Origin of the sequence: Halorussus salinisoli (assembly GCA_005239435.1) — an archaeon.
Lineage (GTDB): Archaea > Halobacteriota > Halobacteria > Halobacteriales > Haladaptataceae > Halorussus > Halorussus salinisoli.
This window is the reverse complement of record ML241305.1, coordinates 666,129-680,609: the sequence shown is the minus strand read 5'-3', so window position 1 is coordinate 680,609 and position 14,481 is coordinate 666,129. Positions and strand designations below refer to the sequence as shown.

Sequence of the window (14,481 nt, the reverse complement as noted above, 5' to 3'; positions counted from 1 at the left end):
GAGACGTATCGAACCTCGCAGGCCACATTCCGTCCTGCGGCCGCGGGCGGGCGGAACTGCCCGCCCGCGGCCCACAGGTGCCCGCTGGTGCCCGTCTACCAGCGAGTTAGCCCGAATTTCACGTCGTTCGGGTTTAAGGCCTTCGTCTTCGTCCTCCGTTTCGAGCGTCCGATTTCGGTTGCAGACCGTTCCATACGTCCCGTTTCGACTGTATTCGACAGTTAATCGATTAGTCGGCGGATAACAAAGAGCCTCGGTCCACTACGTCTTTACATGGCATACGAGATAGCCAGTGACCGACTCGACGACGCTCGACAGACGCGACCTTCGGGGGGTCGATAGCATGGCCATTCTCGAACTCGCTATCGGCTTCTTCGTCCTCGCCATCATCGCAGCGGCACTCGGTGCAGGTGGCGTCGCGGGCCTGTCGATGGACATCGCAAAGTGGCTGGTGATCGCCTTCCTCGTGCTGGCGGTGGTCTCGCTGGTGCTGTGACGGCCAATTGCTGACCGCGGTCGTCAGTGGTCACGCCGTCGGTCGTTCGAGGAGGAGACCCGACTCACCGACCAGCAGAAGGAAGCCGACCGACAGTTCTCTACTCCGCGGAACCGTACTCGCCGACGGTCTCGAACGCTCCGTCTGCGAGCGCTGACGCCAGCGCCGCGGTGTCGATGTCGTCGGGCACGAGCTGCGGGTGTTTCCGCCGGAAGTAGCCGACCACGTTGTCCACGTCGCGTTCGAGGAACTCGTCGGCGTTCTCGTGGTCGGTCGGAGTCGCCTGCGGCCAGTCGAAGATGGTGATGCCCTCGTTGTTGACGAAGACGTTGTACTCGCTCATGTCGGCGTGGACGTAGCCCTCCGCATAAGCGTCGCTCATCTCCGAGAGGATGAGGTCGAGAATCGGCATCACCTGCTCGTCTTCGAGTTTCGTCCGCGAGAGCTCCACGCCGTCTATCTTCTCCATCACGATGGCGTGGCGGTTGTGGTCGACCGGTCGGGGAACCTTCACGTCGGGGTAGAGCGATTCGAGCGCCTCGTACTCGCGCTCGGCGGCCTTCCGGGCGGTGTAGAGCCACGAGACGTGTTCGCGGTCGGACGTGTAGTCGCGCTCTTTCATGACCTCGCGGAAGTTAGTGTACCCCTCGCGGTGGTACTTCAGCGCCAGCGGCTTGTACGACTGGACCTCGTACACGTCGCTCTCCTTGCCGACGCCGAGGGGTGAGCCGAACCCCTCCAAGGTGTCTCGTTCCGCGAAGGTGTGGAGCGCCAGCGCGTCGTACCCCTCGAACTTCAGGCTGTAGCCCTCGTACTGTATCGTCTTGCGCTCGATCAACTCGCGGTCGAGACACCTGTCGAGGCGGTAATCGACCTCCTCGGTGGTCAGCCGCGAGAACTCGGGAATCTTCTCGCGGGCGACCCACTCCGAGAAGCGCATCCCCTGCTCGATGCCCGACAGCAAGTGGAAGTCCTCGGCTTCCAACTCGGTCAGCATGCCCGCGACGTTCTGGACCATCACCGCCACGTAGTCGCTCGCCGGATAAAAGCCCCGCGCAACGCCCGACCGCGGTAGTTCGATTCGAATACAGGCCGTAAATGGATACTTGGGTGACGAACTCTATCCCGGTTTCGGATAAGCACATCTGGCCACCAGATATAAACCAAGTACGGCGATACAAAACGCAGAATTCGAGGCAGATTGTGGTTTCGTAGTTAAACACTCGAAAAACTGCGCCGGGAGATAGTTTACTTGACTAACACGAATTTTCTCACCAACAGGGGAGAAGTAGAATCTAGAAGGGTACACCAAGTTGCAACGGTGGACAAGACGCTAGTCGTCGTTCGTTCTTGGCGGCGGACCGGGAGTGCGGCGTCGGTCGTCGCGGCGTCGTCTTCACACTCGCGCGAAGGTCCCGGTGAACTGGTCGGAGTCGAGCGTCTTGGCGTCGAGTTCGTCCTGGACCTCCGGCCGGAGCGCGCCCGCGTCCGCGTCCAGTCGCTCGTCCAGCGAGTAGAGCGTGAACCGGTACTCGTGGGGACCGTCGCCCTCCGGCGGACAGGGGCCGCGGTAGCCGACGTCGCCGAAGTCGTTCTCGCCTTGCTTCGCGTCGCCGAGGTCCGGGACTGTTTCGCGTCGAGGCACGCCCTCCGGAATCTCCACGGTGTCGGCGGGCAGGTTCCAGAGCAACCAGTGGGTGAAGGTTCCGGCGGGCGCGTCGGGGTCGTCCACCACGACCGCCAGCGCCGCCGCGTCGTCGGGCACGTCCGCGACGGTCAGTTCCGGTGACACGTCGTCGCCCTCGCAGGTGTACTTCTCGGGAATCGATTCCCCGTGTGTGAACGCCGAGGTTCGCATCGAGAGTTCGGACATCGTTCCCCCCTCGGACCTCGCCGCCCACGTCAAAAGCCGTGACGGCTACTGGGTCTCGTCGCGCTCCTCGGACGCGGGATCGCCGAACAGACCCGCGCACACCGCCGCCCACGTTCGAGTTCGCTTCGCGCGCTTCTTGCCGAATCGGTCCAGTCCCATATCTAGTTTAGGGTGGCCTAAACTACTTAGTTGTTCGGCTTCGCAATCCACTTGGTCTCCTCGCCCGAACGTCCCGACATGGCGCTGTCCGACCGCGAGTGGCGGCTGATTCGAGAGGAGTCCCGACGCGGCCCGCTCAACATGGCCTTGGACGAAATCGCGGCGGAGACCGCGGCCGAAGGCGGTCCCCGGACGGTCCGAGTGTATCAGTGGGACCCGAGTACGCTCTCGCTGGGCTATCGTCAGGACACCGACACCGTGGCGTGGGACTACTGCGACCGCGAGGGAATCACGGTCACGCGACGGCCGACCGGGGGCGGTGGCATCTACCACGACCGATACGGCGACGTCTCCTACTCCATCGTCGCGCCCGCCGACGAACTGCCGGGCGACCTGATGGACACCTACGAACTGCTCTGCGAACCCGTCTTCGACGCCTTCGAGCGACTCGGCATCGACGCCCAGTTCACCGACGAGAAACTGCCCGAGATTCACCAACCGGCCTGCTACCTCCGGGAACTTCACCCGGCCCACGACGTGGTAGCGAACGGGCGGAAAATCTCGGGCAACGCCCAGTATCGCCGGAAGGACGCGGTCATCCAGCACGGGTCGCTCAAGTTCGACCTCGACGCCGACCGCCACCTCTCGACCTTCGCCGACCCCGACACCTCGCCCGCGGAGTTCCGCGAGCGCGTGACGACCATGAACGAGCAGGCCGGAGTCGGCCGGCAGGAGGCCGTCGAAGCGGTCGAAGGTGCCCTCCGCGACTGGGCTGACGCCGACGAGGGCGGTTGGACAGACGACGAACTGGCGCGCGCCGAGGAGCGCGCCGAAGCGAAGTTCGGGAGTGAGGCGTGGGTCCGCCACCGCGAGGACCCGACCGAGTGAGTTAGAACCCGAACGTCTCCGGCCCCTCGTCGTCGAACTCCTCGGCCACGCCGCGTGAATCTCCGAATCGGGGACTACACCGCGCGAGTGTGGTAGTAGCTTCGTTCGCCCTCCCCTGCGTCGACGACCCGACGCTCCAGCGCACCGTGGTCGACGAGTTGGTCCAGAATCGAGCTTACCGTGGCGAGGTCGAGGATACACCCGATCAGTTCTCCGTTCTCGATGGGGTGGTCCACGTTGGACTCCGACCACCCGGTCTCCATCACTGCTTCGGTTATCTCCCGGACGTTGTACGCTTGCTGGTCGTTCTCCCTGAGGAACTCGACGATCCGGTCCTCGATGGAGTACCGTTCGCCGCCCTCCTCGAAGGTGTCGATGGCGATGGGCACACCCCGCGTAAGCCTCGGAATCCAATAAGCGTGTGGATTGGTAGAATACTGCACGGCATACGGTGGTGGTCCCGACTCGACGGTAATCCGGCCCCGGTTCCGAAGCGCCTTTGACCCTCCCATTCCTGCCCGAATACATGAGAGTTGGCGCGCACGAATCCATCGCTGGCGGCGTCTACAACGCCGTAGACGAGCAGGTCGAGGACGGCGGCAACTGCGGACAGATCTTCACTCACTCCCCGCAGGTGTGGCAGGACCCGAACATCGGCGACGACGAGGCCGAGCAGTTCCGCACGCTCTCGGCCGAGAACGACGTGGGGCCGTGGGTCATCCACTCGTCGTACCTCGTGAACCTCTGTACTCCCAAGGACGATCTCCGCGAGAAGTCCATCGACTCGATGCAGAAGGAGGTCGACGCCGCGGACAAACTCGACGTCCCCTACGTCAACGTCCACCTCGGCGCACACACCGGGGCGGGCGTCGACGGCGGTCTCGACAACGCCGCGAGCGCGCTGGACGAACTGGACGTCCCGGAGGGCGTCACGGTCCTCGTCGAGAGCGACGCCGGGTCCGGGACGAAACTCGGCGGTGACTTCGAGCATCTCGCGGAAGTCCTCTCGCGCTCCGAGCAGGACCTCGACGTGTGCCTCGACACGGCCCACATGTTCGCCGCGGGTTACGACCTCTCCACCGAGGAGGCGGTCCACGACACCATCGCGGAGTTCGACGACGTGGTGGGACTGGAGCATCTGACGTGCGTCCACCTCAACGACTCGAAGCACGAGTGCGGCACGAACAAGGACGAACACGCCCACATCGGCGAGGGCCTCATCGGTGAAGAGGGCATGCGGGCCTTCATCAACCATCCGGACCTCGAAGACGTGCCCCTCGTCCTCGAAACGCCTCACGAGGACGGCAAGGGCTTCGCGTGGAACATCGAGCGCGTGAAGGAACTGCGGGAGTAGTCGGTCCCGTCCTCGCTTTCTACCCGAGCGCGAACGTCAACAGCCAGAGGCCGGCCATCCCGGCGACGAGCGTCGCCAGAATGTCTTCGGTTCGCCACGCCACCAGCACCGCGAGCGCGCCCGCCAGCAGTCGCGGGTTCGCGGGCGAGAGCGCGACCGACCCGTCCGAGAGGACCAACTGTGGAGCGACCAGCGCCGCCAGCACCGCCGCGGGAACGAACCGGAGTGCGCGCTCGACTCCCTCGGGAACGTCGTCGAGGAGGCCGAACAGTCCGATGAAGGAGAGTCGGATGAGGAAGGTCCCGACTCCCGCAGTGATGATGACGAGCCACAGCGTCGGCGTGCCGTAGTCGGTCGCCATCTACGCTACCTCCTCGGCCAGTAGCCCGGCCGCGATGCCGACGACGGCGGCGACTATCAGTCCCAGATTGAACGGAAGTCCGTTGGCGGCGACTGCGACCGATCCACCGACGAGCGCGGCGGTCCCGGTCGCACGGTCGGTGACCGCCGGGACCAGTACCGCGAGGAACACCAGCGGGACCGCGAACTCCAGTCGCCAGCCGTCGGGGACGCTCGCGCCGAGGACGATACCAACGACCGTGGCTATCTGCCACGTCACCCAGAGCGCGCTGGCGACGCCGAGGTAGTACCACCGCCGGGAGACGTCCTCGTCGTTCTCGAACCGTAACAGAGAGACTGCGTAGGCCTGGTCGGTGAGTAGGTACGCCAGCGCGCCCTTCCACCGGGTCGACTGGCGCTGGAAGTACGGCGCGATGGAGGCGCTGTACATCATCATCCGGAGGTTGATGACGAGGACGGTGAACACGACCACGACGGCGGGCGCGTTCCGACCGACGAGCTCGGCCGCCGCGAGCTGGGAGGCTCCGGCGAAGATGACGACCGACATGGCGAACGCCTCGATTGCGGGGATGCCCGCACCAATCGCGGCGACGCCCGCCACCATCCCGAACGGGAACACCCCGAGGAGAATCGGTAAGGCGACTCGAACGCCCGAGAGGAAGTCGGCACGAGGAGATGACACTGCCCGTTCGTAGGCGGGGCCAACGATATTATCCTTGGTTTTCCGGCGAAGCGTTCGGGCCGAACGCCCGGGGACTCGCTCGCCCGGACCGCCCCGTTTTTCACCGCGCACCTCCAACCCCGACCCAGAATCAGCCGTGCGACAGTTCTCCGCCGACTACCTTCGAGACACGCGCCGCGGAATGTGGGACGACCGGTCGGCGCTGGCCGACCTGCAACTCGACTCCCGAGAGCGAGTCCTCGACGTGGGATGCGGCACGGGCGAACTCTCGCGGGTCCTCGCCAGCGAGACGCCCGGCGAAGTCGTCGGCGTCGACGCCGACCCCGACCTCCTCGCGGTCGCCCGCGACCGGGCGGGAGTCGAAACCGTCGCGGGCGACGCGCTCCGTCTGCCGTTTCCGGACGACAGCTTCGACCTCGTGGTCTGTCAGGCCCTGCTCATCAACCTTCCCGACCCCGTCGCCGCAGTTCGGGAGTTCCGTCGGGTCTCGTCGGACCTGGTGGCCGCGGTCGAACCCGACAACGCCGGAGTCTCGGTCGAATCGACCGTCGAGTCCGAGAGCGACCTCGCGGCCCGCGCGCGCCGGGCGTACCTGCGCGGCGTCGAGACCGACGTGACGCTGGGCGGCGAGGGTACCCGCGAGGCGTTCCGCGAGGCGGGCCTCTCGGACGCGACCACGCGCCGTCACTACCACACGCGGACGGTCGAACCGCCCTACGCCGACCGCGACCTGCACTCGGCCCGCCGGAAGGCCAGCGGCGAGGGGTTGGCCGACGACCGAGCGACCCTGCTCGCGGGCGACCTCTCGGTGGCGGAGTACGACGACCTCCGGAGCGACTGGCGCGAGATGGGCCGGGCCGTCGTCGAGCAGATGAGCGACGGCGAGTACCGACGCGCCGAGGTCGTCCCCTTCTACGTAACCGTCGGGTCGATTTGAGGCCGTAGAACCGTCTCCGCGCTCCCGAGTGCTAACCTCTTTGTTATTCCTCGCTAATGTTCCAAACGTCATGTTCGAGGACATTCTCCTGCCAGTCGACGGGAGCGACGGGGGCGACGCCGCTATCGAGCACGCCGCCGACGTCGCCGACCGCTTCGACGCGACGGTCCACGTCGTGTTCGTCGCCAGCACGAACCGGGACAGCGTGACCGTGGTCGGCGGCAACGTGGTGGACGCCCTGGAGAGCGAGGGCACGGACATCGTGGACCCCGTGGAGGACGACCTTCGGACGCGAGGCGTCGACTGCGCGTCGGAGGTCGTGCAGGGCGACCCCGCGACGACCATCGCGGACTACGCCGACTCGCGCGGGATGGACCTCGTGGTGATGGCGACGCACGGCCGGACGGGTCTCTCGCGGTACTTGCTGGGGAGCGTGACCGAGAAGGTCGTCCGCCTCGCGGACGTGCCGGTCCTCACGGTGCGGACCCACGAGGAGGCCCGCACGTCGTTTCCCTACGAGAACGTCCTCGTGCCGACCGACGGGAGCGAGACCGCGAACGCGGCCGCCGACCGCGCGGTGGACCTCGCGGCGGCCGTGGACGCCACCCTCCACGCCGTCTCGGTGGTCGACGACGCGTCGCTCGGGTTCGACGTCCGCTCGGTGTCCGTGAACGACGAGTTCGAGGCCGTCGCCGAGGAAGCGATAGCCGACGTGGCCGCCAGCGCCGACGACGCCGGCGTCGAACGCGTCGAGAAGCACGTCCTCCGCGGGCGCGTCCACCAGGCGATTCTCGACTACGTCGAGGACAACGACGCGGACCTGATCGTCATGGGTACCCGCGGCCGAGGCGGCACGGACCGAATCCTCCTCGGGAGCGTCACCGAGCGCATCGTCCGCACGTCGCCGGTGCCCGTCCTGACGGTGCGCCGGTAGCGAGAGCGCAGGCGTCGGTCGCGCGACTCGAAAAGACGTATCAGACCGGTCGACGTCCGTGTTCGTATGGACCCGCGAATCCGAACCCACGCGGATATTCTCGTCGACCACTGTACCGACCTCGACCCGAGCGACGACGTGCTGGTTCGGGCACCACCGGCCGCCGAGGACCTCGCGGTGGCCGTCGCCGAGCGAATCGGCGAGGTGGGCGCCAACCCCTCGATTTCGCTCCAGAGCGAGCGCGCGACTCGGGCGTACCTCCGGGCGAGCGACGCCGAGGACTTCGAGACGCCCGAGCACCTGCTGGCGATGACGGAGGCGGCCGACGCGTTCGTCCTGATCAAGGGAGACCGGAACACCGCGGAACTGAGCGACGTTCCGACGGAGACGCTCGCGGCCTTCCGACGCGCCCGGCGACCGGTCAGCGAGGCCCGCATGGGCAAGCGCTGGGTCGGGACGCAGTTCCCGGCGTCCGGTAACGCCCAGAAGGCCGAGATGAGCACCGAGGAGTACGAGGCGTTCGTCTACGACGCGATAGACAAGGACTGGGACGCCCAGAAGGACCATCAACAGCAGATGGTCGAGATTCTCGACCCCGCCGAGGAGGTCCGCGTCGTCTCGGGCGACACCACCGACCTCCGGATGAGCGTCGCGGGCATGAAGGCGGTCAACGACTACGGCGAGAAGAACCTCCCCGGCGGCGAGGTGTTCACCGCGCCGGTCCCCGACTCGGTGGAGGGCGAAGTGCTGTTCGACAAACCCCTGCTCCGTCACGGCCGCGAGATACAGGACGCGTACCTCCGGTTCGAGGGCGGCGAAGTCGTGGCCCACGACGCCTCGAAGAACGCCGACCTGCTGGCCAGCATCCTCGACACCGACGAGGGTGCCCGCCGCCTCGGCGAACTCGGCATCGGGATGAACCGCGACATCGACCGGTTCACCTACAACGTGCTGTTCGACGAGAAGATGGGCGACACGGTCCACCTGGCCGTCGGCAAGGCCATCGAGGAGACGGTGCCCGAGGGCCAACCGCTCAACGAGAGCGCGGTCCACACCGACATGATAGTGGACATGAGCGACGACTCGTTCATCGAAGTGGACGGCGAAATCGTCCAGCGCGACGGCACCTTCCGGTTCGAGGACGGGTTCGAGGGGTAGGGACGCAGTTCGACCGCGAACGCAGTGAGCGAGCGGCGTTCGCCGCGTCGACGAGAACGAACTCCACCAAAGAGACCTTTATCATTCTTTAAGAAACGAAAATATTGCTTAAACCCGAGTTTCCGCCGCGAATCGCGGCGCGACTATCGGCGTGCCGTGCAAGGGTATAGGTACCAGAACGGAACGAACCTCGCCCGTGACCTGAAACCCGTCGCGCGGGCGGCCGAGGCGGGTGCGCTGTGGACCCTCGCGCAAACTCGGACACAGTCTGTTCGCCAACCCCACTCCGCGCCGATTACTGCGAGTGGTTACACCACGTCGCCGCGCACGGTAGCGCCTTCTTGGCGCTTCCGGTAGGATTCGACCGCTTCGGCGGCCTCCTGGGTCTCCTCCTCGTCCATGCCGAGCATCTCCAGCGCGGAGGGGAGCGTCGGGAAGGCGAGTTCGCTCTCGCGGAGTTTGCGGAGAGCCTCGTCGCTCCGCTGGCCCTCTGCCCAGAGGCAGACGCCGCGCGGGTCCAGAATCTGCTCGTAGGCCTCACGGTCTATCGCTCCCTTGAGTCGCTGGGTCACGTTGTCCTCGAAGCTGGAGTTGCAGACTTCGAGGTGGACCGGTTCGTCCTCGGGCAGGAGGTGGGCGGCCAGACACTTCTCCGGCGCGGCGTGGCCGCTGTCGTTGGCGCGGATGAACTCCGGGTGCTCTTCGGCCCACTCCGCGCGAACGGTCTTGCCGACGCCTTCGACGCCGTGGGACTTGCGGAACCGTTCGGCGGCATCGCCGTCGTCGCCTCGCAGGAGGATGTCCTTGGTGACGTACACGTCCAGTCGCTCCACCGGGTCGAGTCCGAGCGCCACGTCGCCGTACACCCATAGCTCCCGGACCGGGACCGGCATGGTGTCGTTCTCGACGGCGGCGAGAATCTCCTCGACGCGTTCGATAGCCTCGTCTCGATTCATTACTCGTCGGTTGGCGTTCGGACGGGTTAACGGTGGTGTGTCTGGGTGCGCCGTGAAACGCGGAGCGTTGGGACGCCACCGACTGCCGACGTCGGGTTGGAAGTCGCGGTCAGTTCACGTCGAGCGATGGTTACGAACCGGAAGCTGTCGGGCCGAAAAAATAACGGTTCTCGCTATCGCCAACGAGGAAAGCTGTCGCCGGTCAGTTCTCGACCGCGACGGGTTGCTGGTCGTACTTGTCGCGGAACTCCTGAAGCAACTGGCCCATCTTGGCGTACCAGTCGTTGAGCATCCGCTGCATGTCGTCGGCCACTTCGTCCGGGTCGGTCGGCCGGTAGACGTGGTAGTAACCGCCCTGCTCGTAGTTGACCTGCTCTTTCTGTACGAACCCGGACTGCAGGAGTCGCTGGATGGAGCGATACGCGGTGGAGCGTTCGCGGTCCACCCGGTCGGCCACCTCGTCGATAGTCAACGGCTCTTCGGTCTCTACGAGTGCCTGGAAGCACTCCCGGTCGAGTTCCTTCAGGCCGTGGATGCACTCCAACAGTCCCTCACACTCCATGTCCTTCTGAAGGTATTCAGCCATCGAGTCTGCCATTATACCTGTCGGTAAGAACCAAGCACGTAAAAGGTTTTGCATAGCCCGCACAACACTGCCTCACACGGCCGCGTCGGGTTAGTCACTGGCCGACGCGACGGGTTCGCTGGTCTCGGCACGGAGTTCCCGGATGGAACTCACGACCACTGCACCGCTCACGAGCAACGCGGCACCGACGATGATGGCGAGGCTAACTACGTCGAGGACGGGCATCTCGATGACGCCACCGACCTTGCGCACGGCGACGGCGATAGCGCCCAGCAACAGCATCACGCCGAAGTACACCTTGATGTCGCCCTCCTCGACGAGGCTCGTGGCCGCGGCACCGAGTCGTGCCCCGAGCGCACTTCCGGCGAGGAGCGGAGCCACGATTGTCAGGTTGACCGCGCCGTCCATCGCGTACAGGAAGCTCCCGAGACCGCCCGAGAATACGATCTCGAACAGGTCGGTCCCGACGGCGACCGGGACCGGAACGCCGATGAGGTAGAACAGGGCGGGCATCCGGATGAAGCCGCCACCGACGCCGAGGAAGCCAGACAATAGGCCCGTGGCGAACGCGACGCCGAGAATCATCCAGAGCGAGACTCGCACGCCACCCCTGAGCTTCATCATCGGCGGGACCCGGTACGACTGAATCGTCTCGGCGATTTCGGGGATGTCGTCTGCGTCGATTTCACCGTCGCCCTCGGCGTCGTGGCCGACACCGCCGCCACTGTCACCCTTGATCGCATTGTAGGTGATGAAGACGCCGATACCGCCGAGGAGTGCCACGTAAGCCACGCTGACTACCGTGTCGGCGAATCCGATGTCCTGTAGCCAGTGGAGTCCTATCTTCCCGACTTCGATACCGGCGGTCGTTCCGGCGATCATCAGGACCCCGAGTTTGTAATCGACTTGCCCGAGGTCACGGTGTTTGAGCGTGGCGATGACCGACGTTCCGAACACGAACGCGAGTCCGGACGCGACGGCCACGTCCGTCTTGTACCCCATCACGAGGAGCGCGGGTGTGACGAGGAACGACCCACCCATCCCGAAGAATCCGAACAGGAGGCCGATGAGCAGTCCGAACCCGGCGAACATTCCCAGCAGGGACGCCGCGACACCGAATATCTCCATCGTCACTCACCCCGGAGGAGTTCCGTGATGGTCGGCCCGAACAGGCGCTCTAAGATTCCGTAGCCGACGTACAGCAGAATCGCCTCCAGCAGTACGACGCCGATCAGCAGTGCGGCCCCGGCAGGCCCCGACACGGTTTCAATCCCGAACATGATTCGACCCTCGATACAGTATTGTGGATTTCATGTATTTCTGCGCAACTGTAGCTAACCGACTACTCTACTTAACGGTTTTGGGATTAGTGCACAATACCATATTCCGCTATCCTACGCGTGGTTAGACATACGTTATGCGTGACTACAGCTCGAGCGCGAGTCGAAATCGGTCGGCGGCTGTAGCCGATTACACACCGCGCACGACGACGGGGGACTCACGCACTGCTCGCCGGTGCGTCGATAGCTCGAACCACCGCTCACTGGGCGATGAGTCTTGTAGAACAGTTCAATATCGGTGGCAGTTGGCACTCGGCGGGTCGAACAGCCACGCCTCACCGAAGGCGCAGTGGCTCTCCGAAACTACGGATTCGAGAGAACGAGTCGAAGTCGGTCGAAAGTCGATTCAGTCGCTGGTCGAAGTCGCGGCGGGTTCGTCGCTGGTTCGGGCGCGCCAAAGTCCCTGTGCGTACGCGCCGATGAACATCCCGCCGATGGCTATCAGGATGGGATAGTTCCCGATACCAACGCTGGCGTAGGCCGCACCCGGACAGATGCCCGAGATACCCCAGCCGACGCCGAAGATGACTCCGCCCGTGAGGACGCTCCGATCGAACGACTTCAGCCGCCGGGCGTAGGGTCGCCCCGTCAGCGGCGCTCGGTCGAGGAAGTTGACCCCGATCGCGAACGCGATGCCCGCGACGATGGAGCCGACGCCCAACACGAACACCAGGCCGAAGTCCTCGAACTGGAGGAAGTCCAGTACGACCTCGGGCCGAGCCATGTGGCTCAGGCCGAGACCGAAGCCGAACACCAGGCCGCCGACCACGACGAGTGGCATGAACAGGGGATGGCGCTCCTGCCCGTCCCCTGCTTCGTCGCGTCGGCTCACGGCGACACCCCCGCGGCCTGCATCAGTTGAGCGGTCACGATAGCGACTCCGAGGAACGTCGCCACGTTGACCAGCGACGTGGGAGCCACCGACCCGACGCCGCAGATGCCGTGGCCGGATGTACATCCCTTTCCGATTCGAGTGCCGACGCCGACGAGCACGCCTCCGACGAGGAGTCGCGGCCACGAAACCTCGGTCGTCCACCCGAACTCGCCGAACGCGAGAGCGTAGATGGCCGCGCCCGCGACGATGCTCAGCGTGAACGCGACTCGCCAGTCGCGCGAGGCGACGTACTTCGCGCGGTTGAACCGCGGTACGTCGGAGACGTACGACAGCGTCGATTCGAAGAACGTACTCGCTCCGGCCGGAATCGCGGTGCCGAGGTAGATGGCGGCGGTGCCCAAGCCGATGAGCGCCCCGCCCGCGGCGTACCGCCAGACTCCGTTCGGGAACAAGTCCGCGAACGTTACGAGTGGTTCCATGATGCTATCTCAGTCCTTGGTAGTTTAGTCGCTGGTCATCGCGTCGGAACTCGCCGCACAGTTGTTCGGGCCGAGTTCCAACTCGAACGCCTCTTCGTCGGTCTGGTCTTCCTGTCCGAGGTTGGTCCCGATGACCTCCTCGTAGTTGGCGGGCCGGGGCGGCATGTCCGAGAGGACGAGTTCCACGAACTCGTCTTCGTCCATCGTCAGTGCGTCCATCGTCTCCTTCAACTCGCCGATGGTCGCGGTGTAGGTGCCGTCGTCGGCCGTCTCGGCCGCGTCGCTGAAGTGCGCACCGCCGACGATAACGCTGTCGTCGTGTGCCAGAACGCGCTCCTGTAGCGACTCGTAGAGTTGGCGGGCCGCGTCGGGCGCGCCTTCGTCGCCGCCCTCGAGGTCGGGCCGGGCCACGCTCTCGGCGAACAGGCCGTCGCCCGTCAGGAGGACGGCGTCGTCCACGAGGTACGAGGTCATTCCGGAGGTGTGGCCGGGCGTGAAGACCGTCTCGATGTCGACGTCGCCGACCTCGAACACGTCGCCGTCCTCGGCCTGCGTGACCGCGTCGTCGTAGGTGACGCCGCGCTCGACTGCGGCCGCCGGGAGGATACCCTCGACGCCTTCGTCCGCGAGAGCGCGGACGCCGGAGACGTGGTCGGCGTGGACGTGCGTGTCGATCGCGTACTTCAGGTCCGCACCGAGCGCCCGGGCGTCCTGCTGGTACGTGTCGGTGAACGCCCGCAAGGGGTCGACGACCGCGGCTTCGTCGCCGGAGACGACGAGGTAGCTCATGCAGCCGCTGGACGGGCGCTGGTACTGGGCGATGGTGGCGTCCGAGTCGGCGTCTATCTCCTTGTACTCGAAGACGCGCGCCCAGCCCTGCATGCCGTTTTCGAGGTGTGCGGCGTCGTAACCGCGCTCGATCAGCTGGCCAGCGACGTACTCGCTGGATTCGCCTTTCGCGCACAGCGTCACGATTTGCTGGTCGTCGGGCAACTGCTCGAAGACTTCTTCGTCGGGTTCGCCCGCGAGGAACTCGAAGTAGGGCACGTTGAGAACTTCGACGTTCTCTCCTTCGATGGCCCACTCCTCTACGTCGTCGGGCACGCGGTTGTCGAGGAGGAAAATCTCCTCGCCCGCGTCGATGCTCTCTTTCAGCGTTTCGGGTTCGATTCCTTCGACGTCCACGTCGGGAGTCGGGAACTCTGAATCACTCATTACGAATAGACCTATTCGGACGCTCCCTCATAAGGGTTTGCATAGTATTGCGCAATACCAACAACATAGCGTTCCCCGTAGTTCGCCCTCCTCCGAGTCGAAACAGGTTTTCGGAGACAAACGGCCTCAGAGAACTATTATAATCCATCGCGCGTACGTTCGAGGGACTTCGATCACGAACTTGTCTTGCTCGATTGGCCCAAGAACCAACAACCTTTTATCCCGGCAC

General features: G+C 65.1%; 18 protein-coding genes. 6 read left to right on the top strand and 12 right to left on the bottom strand.

Annotated features, from left to right (window positions below; all coding sequences use genetic code 11):
• Positions 1 to 349: 349 nt before the first annotated feature.
• The gene (locus E2484_RS03450; RefSeq protein ID WP_137284051.1) at positions 350 to 496 is read left to right on the top strand and encodes a DUF1328 family protein; all 147 of its coding nucleotides are present in this window, start codon (positions 350 to 352) and stop codon (positions 494 to 496) included.
• 100 nt (positions 497 to 596) lie between these two features.
• Here the strand turns inward: E2484_RS03450 and E2484_RS03445 are convergent, their stop codons facing one another.
• Both E2484_RS03445 and E2484_RS03440 read right to left on the bottom strand, forming a co-directional pair.
• Complete coding sequence (locus E2484_RS03445) at positions 597 to 1,514, bottom strand: serine/threonine-protein kinase RIO2 (protein WP_137283817.1); 918 nt, start codon at positions 1,512 to 1,514, stop codon at positions 597 to 599.
• A gap of 378 nt (positions 1,515 to 1,892) precedes the next feature.
• A complete protein-coding gene (locus tag E2484_RS03440) occupies positions 1,893 to 2,369 on the bottom strand; it encodes a YbhB/YbcL family Raf kinase inhibitor-like protein (RefSeq protein ID WP_137283816.1) in 477 nt (158 codons plus the stop codon).
• A 237-nt stretch (positions 2,370 to 2,606) separates the two neighbouring features.
• Here E2484_RS03440 and E2484_RS03435 point away from each other — a divergent pair, with 237 nt between their 5' ends.
• The gene (locus E2484_RS03435; RefSeq protein WP_137283815.1) at positions 2,607 to 3,416 is read left to right on the top strand and encodes a lipoate--protein ligase family protein; all 810 of its coding nucleotides are present in this window, start codon (positions 2,607 to 2,609) and stop codon (positions 3,414 to 3,416) included.
• A gap of 74 nt (positions 3,417 to 3,490) precedes the next feature.
• On the opposite strand, the gene E2484_RS03430 is transcribed toward E2484_RS03435, so the two are convergent.
• Positions 3,491 to 3,805, bottom strand: a complete 315-nt coding sequence (locus tag E2484_RS03430) for a hypothetical protein (RefSeq protein ID WP_137283814.1) — start codon at positions 3,803 to 3,805, stop codon at positions 3,491 to 3,493.
• A 137-nt stretch (positions 3,806 to 3,942) separates the two neighbouring features.
• Here E2484_RS03430 and E2484_RS03425 point away from each other — a divergent pair, with 137 nt between their 5' ends.
• On the top strand, positions 3,943 to 4,770 hold the full coding sequence (locus E2484_RS03425; protein WP_137283813.1) for a deoxyribonuclease IV: 828 nt from the start codon (positions 3,943 to 3,945) through the stop codon (positions 4,768 to 4,770).
• 19 nt (positions 4,771 to 4,789) lie between these two features.
• On the opposite strand, the gene E2484_RS03420 is transcribed toward E2484_RS03425, so the two are convergent.
• Together E2484_RS03420 and E2484_RS03415 are read right to left on the bottom strand one after the other, a co-directional pair.
• Complete coding sequence (locus E2484_RS03420; protein ID WP_137283812.1) at positions 4,790 to 5,131, bottom strand: AzlD domain-containing protein; 342 nt, start codon at positions 5,129 to 5,131, stop codon at positions 4,790 to 4,792.
• Positions 5,132 to 5,812 (bottom strand): AzlC family ABC transporter permease, encoded by a 681-nt coding sequence (locus tag E2484_RS03415; RefSeq protein ID WP_321111700.1) that lies wholly within the window; start codon positions 5,810 to 5,812, stop codon positions 5,132 to 5,134. It lies immediately after the preceding gene.
• Between the two features lie 136 nt (positions 5,813 to 5,948).
• On the opposite strand from E2484_RS03415, the gene E2484_RS03410 reads away from it, so the two are divergent.
• The 3 genes from E2484_RS03410 to E2484_RS03400 all read left to right on the top strand — a co-directional run bounded on the left by E2484_RS03410 (position 5,949) and on the right by E2484_RS03400 (position 8,841).
• Positions 5,949 to 6,749, top strand: coding sequence for a class I SAM-dependent methyltransferase (locus E2484_RS03410; RefSeq protein ID WP_137283811.1), 801 nt, complete (start codon positions 5,949 to 5,951; stop codon positions 6,747 to 6,749).
• 70 nt (positions 6,750 to 6,819) lie between these two features.
• Positions 6,820 to 7,683, top strand: coding sequence for a universal stress protein (locus E2484_RS03405; RefSeq protein ID WP_137283810.1), 864 nt, complete (start codon positions 6,820 to 6,822; stop codon positions 7,681 to 7,683).
• Positions 7,684 to 7,749: 66 nt separating this feature from the next.
• Positions 7,750 to 8,841, top strand: coding sequence for an aminopeptidase (locus E2484_RS03400; RefSeq protein ID WP_137283809.1), 1,092 nt, complete (start codon positions 7,750 to 7,752; stop codon positions 8,839 to 8,841).
• A 308-nt stretch (positions 8,842 to 9,149) separates the two neighbouring features.
• Here E2484_RS03400 and E2484_RS03395 read toward each other — a convergent pair whose 3' ends face one another.
• From E2484_RS03395 to E2484_RS03370, 7 genes are all read right to left on the bottom strand, one after another.
• The gene (locus E2484_RS03395; RefSeq protein WP_137283808.1) at positions 9,150 to 9,797 is read right to left on the bottom strand and encodes a DUF7095 family protein; all 648 of its coding nucleotides are present in this window, start codon (positions 9,795 to 9,797) and stop codon (positions 9,150 to 9,152) included.
• Between the two features lie 202 nt (positions 9,798 to 9,999).
• A complete protein-coding gene (locus E2484_RS03390; RefSeq protein WP_137283807.1) occupies positions 10,000 to 10,395 on the bottom strand; it encodes a helix-turn-helix domain-containing protein in 396 nt (131 codons plus the stop codon).
• Positions 10,396 to 10,473: 78 nt separating this feature from the next.
• Positions 10,474 to 11,511 carry a sulfite exporter TauE/SafE family protein gene (locus tag E2484_RS03385; RefSeq protein WP_137283806.1) on the bottom strand — a complete coding sequence of 346 codons (1,038 nt, stop codon included), beginning with the start codon at positions 11,509 to 11,511 and terminating at the stop codon, positions 10,474 to 10,476.
• A 2-nt stretch (positions 11,512 to 11,513) separates the two neighbouring features.
• Positions 11,514 to 11,663 carry a DUF7512 family protein gene (locus tag E2484_RS24720; protein ID WP_170977226.1) on the bottom strand — a complete coding sequence of 50 codons (150 nt, stop codon included), beginning with the start codon at positions 11,661 to 11,663 and terminating at the stop codon, positions 11,514 to 11,516.
• A gap of 406 nt (positions 11,664 to 12,069) precedes the next feature.
• The gene (locus tag E2484_RS03380) at positions 12,070 to 12,504 is read right to left on the bottom strand and encodes a YeeE/YedE family protein (RefSeq protein WP_137284049.1); all 435 of its coding nucleotides are present in this window, start codon (positions 12,502 to 12,504) and stop codon (positions 12,070 to 12,072) included.
• Positions 12,505 to 12,551: 47 nt separating this feature from the next.
• Positions 12,552 to 13,037 (bottom strand): YeeE/YedE family protein, encoded by a 486-nt coding sequence (locus E2484_RS03375; protein ID WP_137283805.1) that lies wholly within the window; start codon positions 13,035 to 13,037, stop codon positions 12,552 to 12,554.
• Positions 13,038 to 13,061: 24 nt separating this feature from the next.
• Entirely contained in the window at positions 13,062 to 14,252 is a 1,191-nt protein-coding gene (locus E2484_RS03370) for an MBL fold metallo-hydrolase (protein ID WP_137283804.1), read from the bottom strand.
• Between the last annotated feature and the right edge of the window lie 229 nt (positions 14,253 to 14,481).